The 17285-nt window shown below is 26.3% G+C and carries 15 protein-coding genes; 12 read left to right on the top strand and 3 right to left on the bottom strand.

Annotation, left to right across the window (positions count from 1 at the left end; translation table 11 throughout):
* Positions 1-23: 23 nt before the first annotated feature.
* The 12 genes from ACZ5B9_RS07100 (at position 24) to ACZ5B9_RS07045 (ending at position 11341) form a co-directional block, all read left to right on the top strand.
* Positions 24-446 carry a hypothetical protein gene (locus ACZ5B9_RS07100; protein WP_464421883.1) on the top strand — a complete coding sequence of 141 codons (423 nt, stop codon included), beginning with the start codon at positions 24-26 and terminating at the stop codon, positions 444-446.
* Between the two features lie 42 nt (positions 447-488).
* The gene (hisJ, locus tag ACZ5B9_RS07095) at positions 489-1340 is read left to right on the top strand and encodes a histidinol-phosphatase HisJ (protein WP_464421880.1); all 852 of its coding nucleotides are present in this window, start codon (positions 489-491) and stop codon (positions 1338-1340) included.
* A 55-nt stretch (positions 1341-1395) separates the two neighbouring features.
* Positions 1396-2838, top strand: coding sequence for a hypothetical protein (locus ACZ5B9_RS07090; protein WP_464421878.1), 1443 nt, complete (start codon positions 1396-1398; stop codon positions 2836-2838).
* Positions 2839-2899: 61 nt separating this feature from the next.
* Positions 2900-3430, top strand: coding sequence for a T6SS effector amidase Tae4 family protein (locus ACZ5B9_RS07085; RefSeq protein WP_464421875.1), 531 nt, complete (start codon positions 2900-2902; stop codon positions 3428-3430).
* Positions 3431-3461: 31 nt separating this feature from the next.
* A complete protein-coding gene (locus ACZ5B9_RS07080) occupies positions 3462-4094 on the top strand; it encodes a M15 family metallopeptidase (RefSeq protein WP_455036769.1) in 633 nt (210 codons plus the stop codon).
* Positions 4095-4124: 30 nt separating this feature from the next.
* Positions 4125-5645 carry an NAD(P)H-hydrate dehydratase gene (locus ACZ5B9_RS07075; RefSeq protein ID WP_464421872.1) on the top strand — a complete coding sequence of 507 codons (1521 nt, stop codon included), beginning with the start codon at positions 4125-4127 and terminating at the stop codon, positions 5643-5645.
* A 150-nt stretch (positions 5646-5795) separates the two neighbouring features.
* Positions 5796-6293: a bactofilin family protein gene (locus tag ACZ5B9_RS07070; RefSeq protein ID WP_464421869.1), complete on the top strand. Its 498-nt coding sequence runs from the start codon at positions 5796-5798 to the stop codon at positions 6291-6293.
* Between the two features lie 197 nt (positions 6294-6490).
* Positions 6491-7492 carry a bifunctional riboflavin kinase/FAD synthetase gene (locus ACZ5B9_RS07065; RefSeq protein WP_464421866.1) on the top strand — a complete coding sequence of 334 codons (1002 nt, stop codon included), beginning with the start codon at positions 6491-6493 and terminating at the stop codon, positions 7490-7492.
* 7 nt (positions 7493-7499) lie between these two features.
* Positions 7500-8216 carry a segregation and condensation protein A gene (locus ACZ5B9_RS07060; protein ID WP_464421863.1) on the top strand — a complete coding sequence of 239 codons (717 nt, stop codon included), beginning with the start codon at positions 7500-7502 and terminating at the stop codon, positions 8214-8216.
* Between the two features lie 21 nt (positions 8217-8237).
* Complete coding sequence (murJ, locus tag ACZ5B9_RS07055) at positions 8238-9752, top strand: murein biosynthesis integral membrane protein MurJ (protein WP_464421861.1); 1515 nt, start codon at positions 8238-8240, stop codon at positions 9750-9752.
* 2 nt (positions 9753-9754) lie between these two features.
* Positions 9755-10120: a PBECR3 domain-containing polyvalent protein gene (locus tag ACZ5B9_RS07050; RefSeq protein ID WP_464421858.1), complete on the top strand. Its 366-nt coding sequence runs from the start codon at positions 9755-9757 to the stop codon at positions 10118-10120.
* Between the two features lie 870 nt (positions 10121-10990).
* Positions 10991-11341, top strand: coding sequence for a hypothetical protein (locus ACZ5B9_RS07045; protein WP_464421855.1), 351 nt, complete (start codon positions 10991-10993; stop codon positions 11339-11341).
* A 202-nt stretch (positions 11342-11543) separates the two neighbouring features.
* Here ACZ5B9_RS07045 and ACZ5B9_RS07040 read toward each other — a convergent pair whose 3' ends face one another.
* From ACZ5B9_RS07040 to ACZ5B9_RS07030, 3 genes are all read right to left on the bottom strand, one after another.
* Positions 11544-12683, bottom strand: a complete 1140-nt coding sequence (locus ACZ5B9_RS07040) for a tyrosine-type recombinase/integrase (RefSeq protein ID WP_464421852.1) — start codon at positions 12681-12683, stop codon at positions 11544-11546.
* Positions 12684-13311: 628 nt separating this feature from the next.
* Entirely contained in the window at positions 13312-16575 is a 3264-nt protein-coding gene (locus ACZ5B9_RS07035) for a DUF3427 domain-containing protein (RefSeq protein ID WP_464421849.1), read from the bottom strand.
* Positions 16576-16638: 63 nt separating this feature from the next.
* Positions 16639-17277 (bottom strand): 3'-5' exonuclease, encoded by a 639-nt coding sequence (locus tag ACZ5B9_RS07030; RefSeq protein ID WP_464421846.1) that lies wholly within the window; start codon positions 17275-17277, stop codon positions 16639-16641.
* Positions 17278-17285: the final 8 nt, after the last annotated feature.

Raw genomic sequence — 17285 nt, 5'->3', positions numbered from 1 at the left:
TTTGTTTAAAAAGGATATTTAATATGGAAAATAAAAATCATTTAAAAAAAATCATAGATTTTGACAAAAGTGTAAAAAAAACTGAAAAAAGCTCAATTTTTAATGATGAATTTTTTAAAGAGTGTGAAATAGTGAAGTATCGTTTTCTTTTTGAAGAATATGATATTTTGTATTTTAAAACTGGAACATGTTGTAAAAATTGGAGAGGTGATATTTTCTTTATTGAAAAATTAAATTTTTCCGATAAATATCAGCATCAGTGGAATTCAGCTTTCAAATTTGTATTAAATGATATTGATGGATATGAAAATATGCTAACACTTTCAAAATACGACAAAAAAATTCGTTTAGTATTTGATACTCATACAAGAGCAGAGTTTCAAGATATTACAATTGCGTATAGTTTTGATGAATTAATAGATGGACTTTATTTAAGTGTTAATTAAGTCACTTAATACAGGATATCATAATATAAGGAGCTGATAAAAATGCAAACTAAAAAAACAATTTTCCCATCAAATCTTCATGCTCACACGTTCTACTGCGACGGTAAAAACAATGCTGAAGATTATATTTTAACTGCAATAGAGAAAGGATTTACAAGTGCTGGGCTTTCAGGACATTCTTTTACAGCATTTGATACAGAACCGTGCATGACCGAACAAGGAACGCAGGAATATTTGAAGGAATTAAAAGAACTAAAAGAAAAATACAAAAATAAAATGCAGGTTTATATTGGAATCGAAGCTGATTTTTATACTGGGTATAACAAGGAAACTGATAAGGAAATGGGACTTGATTTTAGGATTGGATCTGTTCATTATGTGAAAGATAGAGAAAAAGAAGAGTATTACTGTGTTGATAACACGCCTGAAATTTTGAAATATGGGATAAAAAATTATGCGGATGGAGATGAAAGAGCGTTTATTGAAGCATATTTTGATAATATTGTGGAAATGGTGCATACTCAAAAACCTGATATTATTGGGCATTTGGATTTAGTTAGAAAATTTAACAAAGATTTGAAATATTTTGATGAAAATGCTGACTGGTATAAAAAGAAAGTAGAATACGTACTGGATGAAATAGCAAAAACTGATGCGATTATTGAAATTAATACTGGTGGAATGTCAAGAGGATGGACACAAACTCCTTATCCGAGTGTTCCAATACTGGAAAGAATATTAGCCAAAAATATTCCAATTACAATTTCTTCTGATGCACATGAAACTAAAAATATTGATTTTTATTTTGAAGAAAGTCTGGAAATTGCTAGAAAAGTTGGATTTAAGAGTGTGAAGATTTTGGATGGTGGAGAGTTTAAGGATTTTGAGATTTAAAAAAGGAAAATAATAAAATGAAAAAAAAATATTAATACTCTTTGTAATATGTTGTATGTTTATTTTTATAATTATTTCTGTAAAAATTGTTTCTGACAACAGAAAAGAAAATAAGATAAAATTTGAGTATTCTCCAAATGAGCTGGAAAATACTTATTCACGATTTGAGATAGATTTAAAAAAGGAACTGAAAAATGGAAATCTTAAATTAAAAAATGGAACTTATTTTATAAAACTTGATAAAAATATAGATTTTAAAGCAAAAAGCGATTTTAAAGATTTCGTATTGCTTGAAAAAGTTATGAATGAAAAAATTGTTTCTTCAAAAGATTTTAATAAAAGTACTGGTAGACAAATAAAGTTCTTTATTGGTGCAAAAAGTTTTTATAATGTCAATTTTGAGGATTTTAAAAATTTATCTTTAAAATCGCAGGAAAAGGTTTATTACATCTCTGTGGATGGCAAAAATGATGAGGAAGCAGATATTTCTAAAATCTCGAATTTTAAAAATATTATTAAACTTACTTTAAACAATGTAAATATTAAAAATTTTCATAAAGTTAATGAAATTGAGAATCTTTTGGAACTAAACTTAAATGAAAGCACGATTTTAGAAAAAGAAAATAATAATAAAATTGTTTTAAAGCATTTCATAACTTCTGAAAATGATTTAGGTATACAGGGAGTAAATATGATTAAAAGAAGTATTTTCCCTGAAAAAAGTGAAATTCAAAAAAAGTATGAAATTGATAAAAATGTTAAAGATATTTTGGTGGATAGGAAAGGCTTTGCAATAAAATTGCTGGAAGAAAGATATAGAATGTATGGAATAAATTTAGAAGAAGAAATAAAAAAGGATAGCAATATTGTGAAAGTTAATAATGAATATTATCTGAATATGAAATCTGAAATATTTTCAAACTGTTCTGGAGAATATGATGAGGGAAAAGATATTGTAAAAAATTTTAAAAAGTTTAATAAATCTATGGGAAATCAAAATTCGGATTTTGAATCTTATGATTTAGAAGCAAAACAAAGTGAAATATTTGAAAATGTCAATAGAATTATGGGATTAGTCAAGCTGGATGAAATTTCAAAAAGAACGTGCATTAGAAGACAGGGTAACAGCAACAGTTTTATGTACGGATATTTAAAATGGTTCATTTCGTTAAATAAAATCGAAAATATTCATACAGATTATATTGAAGAAATAAATCCGATAACTAGAAATCAAATCAAGGATTTTTCCTATGATGACGAAAACTATGACATTATTGACATTAAAGAACTCAATAAATTAAAAAATTTGGAAGATATTTATATTTATAGAAAAAATCGGATTAAAAATATTGAATATGTTCAGTATCTTAAAAATTTAAAAATGCTGTATATTCCTAAAAATATCGTTATAGAAAGTAAAATTTCTGAAATAGATTTGAAAAAAATATTGGATAAAATTAAATATATTGTTATTTATGAAACCTTTGATAAAAAATAACATAGACAATAGGTTTTATGTTTTTATAAATAATAAAAAAAGAAGAGATAAGGAGAGGTTTATGTACACTTTTGATATTATAGCAAAAAATTATAAAGCCTCATTTGGTGAATATAAAGAAGATATTAAATTAGCTAAATTTCTATTTAAAGAAACAGATGCTAATTGGCTTTCTGAAGGGAATAATGAATTTTTAAATGGATGTACCATTCGACTTTCATATGCGTTCAATTTGTCAGGTTTAAGAATCCCTAAAGGTATTCGTACAGTATCAGGAAGATTAAAAGAAAAAGAAATTTTAAAATTAGAGTACTATTATTATTACAGAGCAAGAGATTTAAAAAATTTCTTATTAAAAAAATTTAGAAATCCATTTATTAATGCTAATAATATAACAAATCATTTTGAACAAGAAAAATATATTTCAAGAATAAAAGGGAAAAGTGGAATTATAGCATTAATTTTTAGAAATGGGGTTTCAGGGCATGTAGATGTAGTGGAAAACGGTAATTTAATAGGAAATAATACAGTGTTTCATAATGATATAAAAGAATTTTATTTTTGGGAATACTTTAAAATTATGGGAGCATAATTGAATTAAAAATAAAGGAATGGTAATTATAATGAATAAAATAAATTTTAAAAAAAGAATAAAACAGTTTACATTACTAACTGTATTAATACTTTCAGCAGCAACTTTAAGTACAGCAAATAACATTTATGAAAATCTATATTCTTTTAGATCTAAGCGAAAGGTTGAGAATCCTGATCCAGATTCTGAATTGAAGCAAAAGGTTAAGGATAGAATAAGAGATGTTTCCACAAGAGCAGAAGCTGAATCAAGACTGGTTTGGGTGGAACTGCCTGTTTGGCGGTTAAAGGACGGGAAAAAGGTTTCTGACACAGAGAAAATTCAAGTTTTGGATGTTTTGGCAGATGAGGTAAAGGAGATTTTTCATGAGATACATAAAGGCAAGGAAAAATTTCCGATAAAAAGGTTAATAGGATATTCGTGGCGTGGAAGTTTTAAAAGCCTTCACAGTACAGGGCGGGCAATAGACTTGAATCCCGAAGAAAATCCACAGGTAAACAGTAATGGAAAAGCTATTGTCGGAAAAAGCTGGGAACCAAACAGCAATCCATATTCTATAAAACCTGACGGAGATGTAGTGAGAGCCTTTACAAAAAGAGGATGGGTCTGGGGAGCAAACTTTAGAACACGAGATTATATGCACTTCGGCTTTGATGAAATGTAAAAAGTTTAAATAAAAAAAGAGGCGATGAAAATGTTGTTAGGCGGAAATGAAACTACGAAAAAAATTGACAGTTTTGCGATAAATGAATTAAAAATACCGAGCATTGTGCTTATGGAAAATGCCGCGATTTCGTTTGTGAAACATATTGATGAAAATGAGGATAATTTTCTTATTATTTGTGGTAAGGGAAATAATGGTGGAGATGGTTATGCGATTGCACGCCAGTTATTTTCAAAGGGGAAAAATATCAAAATTTTTTGTATTAGTAATGAAAATATGAGTAATGATTGCATGATAAATTATAAAATTTGCAAGAATATGGGAATTAAAATATTTTATGAAATAGAAGAATTGGATAAGTTGCTTTTGGACTGTAATGTTGTTATTGAAGGGATTTTTGGAACAGGGTTAAATTCTGAAATAAAAGGAATCTATCGGGAAATTATCGAAAAAATCAATACAGCAAGTAACAATAAGACTATTTATTCAATTGATATTCCCTCTGGGATTAATGGCGATACTGGTGAAATTATGGGAATTTCAGTCAAAACTGATATTACAATTTCATTTGTTACTTACAAAAAAGGATTTTTAAATTTAAAAATAAAAGATTACTTAGGAAAAGTTATTATTGAAAATATTGGATTGAATGAAACTAATATCAATCATTTGGTCAAAGAATATTATTTAACACCTGACATGGTAAAAAGTTTTCATATAAAAAGAGATAAGGATTCCCATAAGGGCGATTTTGGAAAAGTATTGATTTTTGCTGGAAGCATTGGACTTTATGGTGCAGGAAATATAGTTGCAAAATCATGTGTGAGAACTGGAGCAGGACTTACTACTGTAATTACTGATAAAAATAACTTTTCATTAAATGTATTTGTGCCAGAAGCTATGAGTTTCCCAATTAATTTTGACAATATAAATGAAAATCTCGAAAAATTAGAAAATGAAATTTCAAACTGCGATGTAATTGCAATTGGGCCAGGAATTGGAAAAAGTCAACAAGCATTCTCAATTTTTGAAAAATTAATCAACATTGAGAAAAACAATAAAGGAAATGCAATAAAACTGGTATTAGACGCAGATGCCTTAAATTTGCTGGCAGAAAACAGGGAACTTTTTGAAAAAATAAGAAATAGAAGCGTTCTGACACCACATTTAGTTGAATTTTCACGACTGACAGGATTTTCGCCAGAAGTAATTAATAAAAATAAATTTGAAATAGCAAAAGAGTTTTCAAAAAAATATGGCATAATTTTACTATTAAAAGGTAAAAATACTATTATTACAAATGGAGAAGAAATTTTTGCAAACAGTACAGGAAATTCACACATGGCAAACGGTGGAATGGGAGATTGCCTAACAGGAATAATATGTTCACTTATAGGACAAAAATATGATTTGATGCAGTCTGCGGGCATTGGAGCGTATTTGCATGGGAAAATTGCGGATGAATTGGTGAAAAGGCAGTATATTGTGAATGCAACAGATGTGATTGATAATATTTCTAAGTATATGAATGAAATTTTTTTATTTAGATAATTAAATTTTAGAATTTTTTTAATTAACAACAAAATATTAAAAAAATATTTGAAAAAACAAAGAAAATGTAGTACAATATTATTATGATAATTTATTTATAATTTTACAATAAAAAAAATAATAAAATAAAAAAGGAAGAAAGGAATAAAAATGGCAATATTTTCTAGTAATAAATCAAGAGATAAAAGAGAAGGTATGGATCTTAGCAGTCAATTTTCTGCAAACAACGAAGAAAACGTGCATGGAGTAAGTACAATTTCAATGGAAACAACAATAACAGGAACTATTGAATCAAACTCTCTATTTAAGATGGATGGTGTCTTAAACGGAGATATTAAAGGGAACAAACTTGTTCATATTGGAAAAACAGGAATAGTAAAAGGAAATGTTACAGCTGAAAATGTAATTGTAGACGGAGAAGTCTCAGGAGAAATTGCAGCTACTAAAGTTGAAATAGGAAGTACTGGAAAGGCTTATGCTACAATAACTTCAGCTTTATTTGTAATTCAAGAAGGCGGAGTATTTGAAGGAAGAAAGAAAATGAAAGTCGCTCTTATAAAGGAAGAATCTAAGAATACACCTACATCAAACTCTCCAGCTTCAATAGAAAAAAAAGAAGAAAAATCAGAAGAAAAGAAAGAAAAATAGAAAAATAGAAAAATAGAAAAATTAATAAACGAACAAAGTTATAGCCATTAGCTCAAAATTGATATATGAGTTTTTGGCTTTTTTAATTTTTACTTATATAATAAATAAATTTAAAAATTATAGGTTGAGTATAAAATGAAATTGTGATAAAATCTAGTAAGTAAGTTGATAAAATAAAAAAGGAACGAGATTTAATAATGAAATTTATTACAGAAAATTTATCCGAAATAAAGGATATTGTAGAATATAATGATGATTTGGAATCTGTTGATTATGATAAAAATCTTAAAGAAATAAAACAAAATAAAAATATTGTGATTTTAGGGAATTTCGATGGTGTTCACATCGGACATCAGATAATTTTACAAAAAGCTGTGAAGCAAGCTAAAGAAAAAAATTTAAATACAATAGTTTACACTTTTCGTGAATATCCCAAAAATCAGCAGACTAAAATAACGACTTGCTCGGAAAAGGCGTATTTGTTAAATGAAAATGGAATTGATTATCTCTATTTGGAGCAGTTTGAAAAAGTTAGGAATTATACACCTAAAGAGTTTGTAGAAAAAGTCCTTGTGGATATTTTAAATGCGACTGAAGTTTACTGTGGTTTTAATTTTACTTTTGGAAAAGAAAAAGCTGGTAATATTGATACACTTGAAAAACTTTTAACAAAAAAAAATATAAAATTGAATGTACAAGAACCAGTTTTGGATGAAAATGGAGAAATTATAAGCAGTACAAGAGTTAGAAATTATATTAAAGAAGGAAATTTTGAGAAAGTTAGAAAACTTCTTGGGCATAATTTTATCATTCTTGGAGAAGTGATTTATGGGAAACAGCTTGGTCGAACGATTGGTTTTCCTACGGCAAATTTACGATTTGAAAATAAAATTTATCCTGAATTTGGAGTTTATGGTGTAAAAATATGCATCCAAGATGATGAAAAAGTTTATAATGGAGTTATGAATATTGGTAGGAATCCTACGGTTGATGTGGGTGTACTAAGTGTTGAAACTAATATTTTTGATTTTAATGAAGATATTTATGGGAAAGTTATTTTGATTGAAATTTTGGAAAATATCCGACACGAAAGAAAATTTGAATCAATAGATGAGCTGAAAGAGCAGATAGGCAAAGATGTAAGTTACTGGAAAAATAAAATTTCATACTGGCGTAAGAAATATCAAAAAGAAAAATAGGTAAAATATGGAAAATACAATACAAGTAAAAATTGAAAATTTTGAAGGACCTCTTGATTTACTTATTCATTTAATCGAAAAAAAGAAAATGGATGTAAACGCAATAAATATTTCACAAATAATAGATGATTATTTGAGTTACATTCACGCACAAAAAGAGCTAAACTTAAAAATAAAAATCGAATTTTTAGTAATGGCAACAGATCTCATCGAAATTAAAGCCTATTCAGTGTTAAATAGAGGTAAAAAACTTGAAAAAATTGAAAATTTGGAGAAAAAAATAATAGAATACCAACTATTTAAGGAAATTTCAGAATTATTTTCAAAACACGAAAATGAATATAATATTCCATATACAAGAACAGGGACGGAAAGTATGGGATCAGAAATAATAGAATACGATATTTCCAGTCTGAGTTTGGATAATCTATTTAAAAGTCTAAAAAATTTAATTACTTCTAAATTAAATGATAGAAATAAATTTGAAGAAAAAATGATTGTAAATTTGGAGGAAGATGATTATTCAGCTGAAGATGCTTATACTGAAGTTTCTCAGATTATCCAAATTAATAATCAGATAGAATTTAATCATCTGCTAAAAAATAAATTTTCTAAATCTAGAATAGTAACTTTATTTCTCTGTATTTTAGATATGTTTAAAAATGGAGAAATTGATATAATTGTTGAAGATAACAATTTTTTTATTAAATCTATGAAAAATTAAGAAAGGAAATTAATTAAATTAATGTTTAAATCTAGTTTTATAGTAATGATTATAAATATGTTAAGCCGTATTTTAGGACTTGTTCGTGAAATGATTATTGGAAGTGTATTTGGCGCAACAGGAATGACAGACGCATATTTTAGTGCCACAAAAATCCCAAACTTCTTTACAACATTATTTGGAGAAGGTTCTCTTGGTACGGTTTTCATTCCAATTTATAATCGTGGAATTGAAGAACAGGGAAAAGAGAGGACAGATGAATTTGTCTTTTCAGTATTAAATTTAATAGTTGCATTTACATCAACAATGTCAATATTAATGATTTTGTTTTCAAGACAAATTTTAAAAATAACAACAAAGTTTACAGATTCAGAAAGGTTTGAAACAGCCAACATTCTTCTAAAAATAGTTGCTTTTTATTTTTTGTTTATTGCACTTTCTGGAGTAGTATCGTCATTATTGAATAATTATAAAAAGTTTGCAGTTGCAGCTTCAATGGGAATTGTGTTTAATTTGACAATTATAATTGGAACACTTTTTTTGAAAAATAAAATGGGTATTTACGGCTTAGGAGTTGCATATTTACTATCTGGTGTTTTCCAACTGACTATGATGTTACCACAATTTTTTCAGATAGTAAGAACATACAAATTTACTTTTAATTTAAAAGATGAGTATGTAGTAGAAATGTTCAAATTAATGATTCCAACACTAATTGGCATTTTTGGCTATCAAATAAACGAAATTATAGACAACCGTTATGCAACAATGTTACCAAAAGGAACTGTTAGTGCTTTAAATTATGCCAGCCGTCTATACTTGTTACCAATTGGAGTTTTTGCCATTTCATTATCAGTAGTAATATTTCCTACATTGTCAAAAGCTGTGATAAAAAACAATATGAAAACAGTACGAAGAGTAGTTCATCAAGGTTTATACATGTTAGCATTTTTAATAGTTCCATCTTCAGTTATATTATTCGGTTATGCACAAGAAATTGTAGCATTGATTTACAAAAGAGGACATTTTACAACAAGAAGTGTGGTTATAACATCCGAAACATTACAATTTTACGCAATTGGGCTATTATTTTTCTCAACAATACATCTTTTAACAAGAAGCCATTATGTATTTAAAGATAGAACTTTGCCTGTAATTTCTTCATTTACAGCAATTGGTATCAATATTATTTTAGATGAGTTATTATATAGACAGTACCTGCACGTTGGACTGACATTCGCAACATCATTTGCCGCAATGGTAAATTTCGTTATACTATACACATCATTAGCAAGACGATACGTGAAGTTACGAACATTTAAATATTTTATAATACTTGTAATTACATTTGCTACATCAGGGGTTTCATTTTATGTTTCTAAAATGATAAGACTAAACATAATAGGAAGATTTAGTATTGTAATTAATTTAACAGCATTCGCTGTAATTTATCTTCTAATATGGTTTATCTTGATTTCAATTTTTAGAAAAGATCTAATTGAGAAAATACTAAAAAGAGTTTTAAATAGAGGATAAGTATGATACAGGAAAAAATTAGATATACAAAGACAGGCAAACGAATAGAAGTTTATGAATTTAAAGCTAAACTGCATCAAAAAGTAGTAATGAGTAAAAATCAGTTTGAAGAACATATTTTTCCAAAACATCCTGAAATCTCGCTGGAAATAATAAAAGGAGTACTTGAAAATCCAGATTTTGTAACCAAACAGTCAAAATCCCGAAAAGAGCATTTTTATCAAAAAAAAATTGGAAAATTGAATTATTTTGTAGTAATTTCCCAACATAAAAATGTAAAAAATTTAAGATTTGTATTAACGGCCTTCATGGCAAAAGATACAAACTTTTTGAAAGAAAAAAATATACATTACAGATATAAGAAATAAAAATATCAATTTATAGAAAAATTATTAAACTAATCCTTTTTTAAAATAGGCATAAAGTTTTGTAATGGGATTGTTCAATAACTAATTCATAATTATTCAACTTTTTCCCTTTTTTATTTTTCGTAGGATTACTCATTGCCGCAAATCCTACAACCTATGGCTAGTCTACGACATTTTTCTGCACTGACAAAAAACTCGCTATATGCTCAAACAGTTTTGCCAGCACAGAAAAATGCTCCGACGGATTATTTTATACTAGGCTCTGTTTAAAAAATGAAAACTATCTTAGAATTACTTGAAAATACTGGGTTTATATTCTTTACTAGAAAAGTTTGTAATAAATTCGTTATTTAAACAGAGTTAGTATAATCAGAAAATTGAATATAATGTAAGAAAAAAATCATCGCAATAGAAAGCGTATAAGATCCTAAAATTAAGTTAGCCATACTTTTTATTGTTGATGATTTTTTATTGTTTAAAATCGTCTATTTTGATTTTTCATATTTTCTATTTATGTAGAACATAAATCAAATTTTTGTAATTATATATTATAAAATAATTATTATACATGATTTTGAAATTTTAAAAAGTTCTATAAAAGTTCTATTTTATTATTAATTTTTTAAAATATTTTTACTATAAAATACTATATTTTATTTTATATTTATAGTATAGCACCTAAATTTTAATAATTCAACTATTAATTAAAATTTAAAAATTTTTATAAAAATGAAATACAAATATATTATTATATCTAATTTTCATTTATTCTATTCTTTTTTCAAAATATAAATGTTATAATTATATTAGATAAAAAGCACTACTGGAAGCATAAAAAATAATAAATTATATAGAAAGGAGAAATTTAAAATGAAGAGGACATTATTTCTATTATTAATTGTATTTTGTTCATTTAATATAGTAGGAACAGAACGAGTTATATCAGGATATTGTGAAGGAAGAGGAAAAATTTTGAAAAAAGACTATGATTCTGACTCTTTAACAATTTTAGCGACATATAAATCATGCCGTATTAATAGCACGAAATACAATAATATCAAAGTTCACAGAACTTATTACAAATATAATAAAAATACTAAAATTCCTACAAAAGAAGTTTTTTCACGTAAAAATAATTACTGTGCAGATGTAGATCATAATACAGGCAATTTATTAATTTATAATACTAATGTTGAAGGCGAATGTGAAATGCTACATTAAATTAGCTATTAGCTGAGCAGACAGGATAGGAGGAATTTTAGAAAAGTCTTTTTTATCATAGTGATGCTCTGAACGTGAATAAAATAAAAAAATCTTTATGTAAAAATAGGAGTTATATTAAATATTTTTTAGATAACTAATTTTTCAAAATAGATTATAATAAATATAACTCCTAATTTTTATTATTTATAATTTGAAAAAATTATTTATTTAATTTTTCCATTAATTGAGTATTTGCATCCTTATATAAATGAGAATATGTATTTATCGTAGTTTGCAAATTATCGTGTCCCAGCCGTTTGCTGATAGCAGTGATGTCGGCTTGAATAAATAATAAATATGAAGCGTGAGAATGCCTAAAGTCGTGAAGGCGTATTTTTGGTAAATTTGCTTGCAAACTGTATTTCTCTAGAATGTATCTAAGTTGTGAACTTTTTAAATTAAAAATTCTAGCGCTATTTATATTTTTTTTATTTTGATTAATTTTTGAAGTTTCAAAAAAATATAATTGTAAATCCGAAATAAGATTTTCTGGCAATAAAACTCTTCTTATCGACCCCAAAGTTTTCGGAGTAGTGATATAATCCTTTTTATTTATATGCGAAAGGGTTTTATTTATGTCAATAAATTTTTTTTCCAAATTAATATCATTTTCAGAAAGAGCCAAAAGTTCACCAATTCTAAGTCCAGTCCAAAACAAAATCTTAAACACAATAATAGAATCAGAATATTTCCCGTTTTTCTCTTTATTTTTCAGTTCTAAAACTTCAATAAACTTTTCAAAATCGTTCACCGACCAAATTTTCATTTCCGAACGATTTTTCTTACTTCCAAAAGTCCCCATATTTTTGCAAGGATTTTCATTTAGGCTTTGATATTTCGTAGCCCAGTTAAACATACTCTTTAATGCCGCATAAATATTAGATTTAGAATTTTCACTAAACAGTTGCCCATTTCCGTGTTCCTTTTCCAGCATTTCATTTTGCCATTCCCAAATCATAAGAGAAGTAATCTTATTCACTTCAATTTCACCAAAAAACGGTAAAATATGCAAACGAAAAAACGTTTCTACAGTATTAACCGCAGTAGGTTTATGTCTTTTTCTATAATCTTCAAAATAAAGTTCATATAATGATTGAAAGGACATATTCATAGATTTGGCAATTTTTTTCTTAAATTCGTATTCGTATTCCTGAGCCTCTTTTTTCTTCTTAAACCCAGTCTTTTTATACTTTTTATTCATACCTTTATAGTCTTTAGCATAAAACATCGCATACCAAGTCTTTTTATCCGCATTGTAATAAACCGGCACTTCAAAGTTCTCCTTACCTCTTTTTAACATAATTATACCATATTTTTAAAATAAAAACAGTAAGTTTCATCTGTTTATCGTTAAAATAATCAGTTATATTTTGATTTTTTTATTTATTATGGTATAATTAATTAAAAGCTAACGCTAAAAAGAAAGCGAGTGTAACAATGAAATTACTAAAAATATTTAAGGATTCTAAAAAAACAGAAAACATCTCAAAATGTAATTGATGCTGATTTTATGATAAATTAAGGATGGAGCGAAAGAAAAAGTTTTTGTAAGAATATTGAAAATTTTTTCAAAAATCCTAATTTCTACAACAGGAAGTGTTATTGGTAATCAGCTAACATAATCAAAGTAATATGAAATATAAATGAGAAGAGCAGAAGTGTTTCGTATAAGCTTACAAATGAAAGAAACGACAACACCCAACAACACATAGCATTATACTATAATAGTAGATTAATTTTAAAATATACATAACATATATTATCGGACTAAGTTTATATTTTATTATAATTTTTTATGATAAGTAAATTAACACGTCCGATAAAATACTTTATATTAATTATTGTGTTAATATAATATTATTATATTTCCAACCATTATCATTCCATTATCATTTTCGTTTAATACCATCATAATACACATCTTCTTTTTAACTTAAATTATACAATTCATATATCAATTCTTGTGGTATTTTCTCATCTAACTTCCATAAAATCCTCATTGGTTTATCTCCATAGCTTTTATAATAATTGGCTTTTCCTAGATAAATAAATGGATTTGTTTTATTATTATTCATGAATGCATATTTCCTTATAAATATGTGGACATTATACCCTAATTCATTATGATTAGTAAACATTTTCCCAACACTTGAGTTATGGGCAGTTTTAGGCTGGCTTATCCACTGAATTATATCATCTGCAAAAAGAGAATTATCATATTTTAAATTTTCCTGCAAAATATGAGTCTTATCAATCGTTGCAAAAAGGCAAATATCCTTATCTGTATTAGCATAACCTGCTCTCCAGCTGCCTTTTGGCACTTTGGAATCCAGCAAAATTTGAAGTTCTACTCTTTTATATTTTTTGTATGGAATTAAAATATTTTCATTAAATATTTTTAAATTATTGTTTTTCTTAAATTCTGATAATCCTAAATATATTAAATCTTTTAGTCGATTTTTGAAATTATAATTTAAGTTTAAGTCTTGAGAATTATCTAAATGTAAAAGTTTTTGATTTATTTCTTTATTATTATTAATTTCAACTCTATTTTCAAATATTTTTTTATATTTTTCAGAAATTATAAATGAATTTTCTTCTAAAATTTCATCTTCTAGTAATTCTTTAAAAATACGATTTATTACGTATTCTTTTTGAAAATTTTCTTTAATATTGAAATAATTTTTATATTCATTAATAATGATTTCTGAAGTTATAAAATCATTGTTTATCAAATAATTTATAATTAAATATGTAAATGGCTCTACAAGTGTCAATTTTTTTTCTAAATATGCCAAAAATTCAATTTCTTCTGAATTTAAAGATGTTTTATTCATTTTTAGAATTTCAGGATTTTCAAATTGCAACTGTGCATTATAAAATGAACCTAATTTTAAGGATAATTCTTGAAATAATTCGATATTTGTATCAAAATCATTTATTTTTAAAATTTCATTTTCAGATTTGCCAATTTCTTCTTTATAATCCAAATACAATTCTTTTAAAATATTTTTAGAACTAAAGTTAATTTTTTCAATTTTTTCAATGATTCGGTTTTGACACACTCTATCCAGTTCTATATAGCAGGATTTTGGGATATTTGAAAATTGATTTTTTATTTCGTTTATTATTTTTTCTTTTTTAGTAAATAAGGTATCCTTATTATCAACTTCATTTGAAAAATAATTTATTAACAAGTAGTCTTTATTATGATTTCCGATAAAATCAATAATTGTAACAAAATCTTTATTTTCAGCCTTTCTCAGACCTCTCCCAATTTGCTGTATAAAAATTGTTGAGGACATTGTGGGACGCAAAAATAGCAGTAAATTAATTGTTGGAATGTCAATTCCTTCATTTAAAATATCTACTACACATAAAATTTCAATTTTTTTGTTTTTGAACTTTTCTAAAATTTCTGATCTTTCGTTTGAACTTGTATTTGCTGTAATCACAGCGGATTTATAGCCTTTATTTGTAAATTCTTCTTTCATGAAAAAAGCATGTTCTATATTTTGGCAAAATGCAACAGCACTCAATTTATCGCCATCAAAACTAAACTTATTGATTTTTTCAACAATATAATCGGTACGTGTGTTCAACAATAAATTTTCTAATAACATTTTTTCATTATATTTTCCATTTTTGTAAGGAATATTATTATAATTAACCATGTAATCATTTACACCAAAATAATGAAAAGGCACAATCAAATCCTCTTCCAAAGCCTCTTTTATTCCAATTTCATCAACAACATTATAGTCACAAAGTGAAAGAATATCCTTGCCATCCATACGTTTCGGAGTTGCTGTCAAACCTAGCAAAAATTTACTCTGAAAATACGACAGTGTCTTTAAATAACTGTCTGACATTGAATGATGAAATTCGTCAACTATGATATAATCAAAGAAATTATGTTTAAATTCATTGTAACAATTTCTTAATGATTGAATAGAAGCAAAAATCATGCTTTTATTAGTTTCTTTTAAGCCACCGTAAATTCTTCCAAATTCATTTTTATCAATTTTAAGAATTTTTGAAAAGACATTTATTGCATTTTCTAGCAATTCTTCACGATGAGCAATAAATAAAAACTTTATATTTGAAATTTTAGGCTTGCCACCATTTATTTCAAATAATTCATTTTCAGTATTAGAATTCATTTCAAAAAACTGTTTTATATCCATTGCGGCAAGGTAAGTTTTTCCTGTACCAGTTGCAGAGATTACAAGGCCCTTTTTATTTCCGTTTTCTCTTGTTTCCTTCAACTTTTCCAAAACTCTTTTTTGCATGCTGTTTGGAATAAATTCATTTTTTTGTTTTATTTTTGTTTTTCTATAATCAAATGTATTTTGTGTGCTTATAGAGTTTTTATATTTTTCATATTCATCAATAAAATCTTCTGTCAATTCTATTGCTTCATTACTGTGCCACAATTTCTCAAATTGATTTAATGATTTTTCATAAATATTAAAAAAACAGCTGTCTGTCAGTTTCACATTCCATTCTTCTGCCGAATACAAGGCACTTTGGCTAATATTAGACGATCCGATTATAACACTATGATATTTTTCTTTTTCAAACAAATATGCTTTTGTGTGAAAACTCTCGCTTGAATTATTGTAAATCTTTACTTTTATATTTTTATACGACAAAAGTTTTCGCAACGCCTTTGAGTCTGTGATATTTAGATAGACAGATGTTATAATTTCCCCTTGAATCCCTTGTTTTTCTAATTCATCCAAAGTGCTTATTAATAGCTGTACACCTGAGTACTTTATAAAACTTACTATAAAATAGAATTTTTTACAGTTTAATAATTCCTGTTTTAAATAAATAAAAAAATTACGAAACTTTACTTTTTCGTTTATAATTAATTCATTTATATTTCCGATTATATCGCTATTTTTTCGTTTTAGCGGTAACTCAAAATGAAAATCAGTATTTTGAATTTTTATTTTTTCTGATTCATCTGTAAATGCCTGATTTAATAAATACAACTGTTTTTCGGTAAATTCAATAACTTTTTGATAATCATTTTTTCCAATAAAATCAGAAATTTTTTCTGAAAAAGTTTCCAAAACTTCAAATTCTAAATTTTCCTTGTATTCAGTTATTTCTAAAAAATTACTATTTTTTTCTTCTGTATTTATTAAATTATTTGGCTCAGATTTTTTTGCTAAAATACTCATTTTCACTTCATTTATTTTACTTTAATTATATTTTTTGACTTTATATAAATATTTTTTCAGAAATTATTCTTTTTCTAAAAATTCTAAAATCCGCTTATTTCCAGTCTTATGCTTCATCATCTTGAAAAAAATTCTAAACATTATAAGAACATCGTAATAACTGCCGTGCAACTGGCTTTCTTCAAATGGGATATTATAATAATTGGCACATTCCATAAGTTTTGGCCATTTGTAATTTCCGTAGGAAGAACCGTTTACTTTGACGATGTCTATATTTGTTAGCATTGTATCAAATTGATTTTGCAGAGGAAAATCTACGAAACTTCTGTCAAATTTTATGTTATGGGCGACAAAATGGCTTGTGTCCTGACAGAATAAAAAGAAATTATCCATATCTTCCTTAAAAGTCAAAGGATATTCAATTCCTGTATTTTGAATGATGCTCTTTCTTTCGCTTAAAATTACATCGTCTGTCAAGCCATTTACACTAACTGCCCCTTCATTTAACTCTTCGCCTTCATTTCTGAAATAAAACCTGTTAAATTCCGACACTTTTTTCCATTTATTTCTTTCTTCTCCAGCATTTTCAGAATTATAATTCACTTTTATTGCAGACATTGACAAAACTGAACTTCCCTGAAATCCATTTGTTTCAACATCAAAAAATATTATATTCTTATTTAGTTTTTTTTCTTTGTTCACTTTTTTCT

This window comes from Leptotrichia sp. SK-5 (assembly GCF_055387215.1).
This window is presented reverse-complemented; position numbering and strand designations above follow the sequence as displayed.

Coding starts and splice junctions, on each gene's coding strand:
- ACZ5B9_RS07035 (WP_464421849.1), bottom strand. CDS start 16,575: ATGAGTATTTTAGCAAAAAAATCTGAGCCAAATAATTTAATAAATACA.
- ACZ5B9_RS07080 (WP_455036769.1), top strand. CDS start 3,462: ATGAATAAAATAAATTTTAAAAAAAGAATAAAACAGTTTACATTACTA.
- ACZ5B9_RS07085 (WP_464421875.1), top strand. CDS start 2,900: ATGTACACTTTTGATATTATAGCAAAAAATTATAAAGCCTCATTTGGT.
- ACZ5B9_RS07045 (WP_464421855.1), top strand. CDS start 10,991: ATGAAGAGGACATTATTTCTATTATTAATTGTATTTTGTTCATTTAAT.
- ACZ5B9_RS07100 (WP_464421883.1), top strand. CDS start 24: ATGGAAAATAAAAATCATTTAAAAAAAATCATAGATTTTGACAAAAGT.
- murJ (WP_464421861.1), top strand. CDS start 8,238: ATGTTTAAATCTAGTTTTATAGTAATGATTATAAATATGTTAAGCCGT.
- ACZ5B9_RS07060 (WP_464421863.1), top strand. CDS start 7,500: ATGGAAAATACAATACAAGTAAAAATTGAAAATTTTGAAGGACCTCTT.
- hisJ (WP_464421880.1), top strand. CDS start 489: ATGCAAACTAAAAAAACAATTTTCCCATCAAATCTTCATGCTCACACG.
- ACZ5B9_RS07075 (WP_464421872.1), top strand. CDS start 4,125: ATGTTGTTAGGCGGAAATGAAACTACGAAAAAAATTGACAGTTTTGCG.
- ACZ5B9_RS07065 (WP_464421866.1), top strand. CDS start 6,491: ATGAAATTTATTACAGAAAATTTATCCGAAATAAAGGATATTGTAGAA.
- ACZ5B9_RS07040 (WP_464421852.1), bottom strand. CDS start 12,683: ATGTTAAAAAGAGGTAAGGAGAACTTTGAAGTGCCGGTTTATTACAAT.
- ACZ5B9_RS07070 (WP_464421869.1), top strand. CDS start 5,796: ATGGCAATATTTTCTAGTAATAAATCAAGAGATAAAAGAGAAGGTATG.
- ACZ5B9_RS07050 (WP_464421858.1), top strand. CDS start 9,755: ATGATACAGGAAAAAATTAGATATACAAAGACAGGCAAACGAATAGAA.
- ACZ5B9_RS07090 (WP_464421878.1), top strand. CDS start 1,396: ATGTTTATTTTTATAATTATTTCTGTAAAAATTGTTTCTGACAACAGA.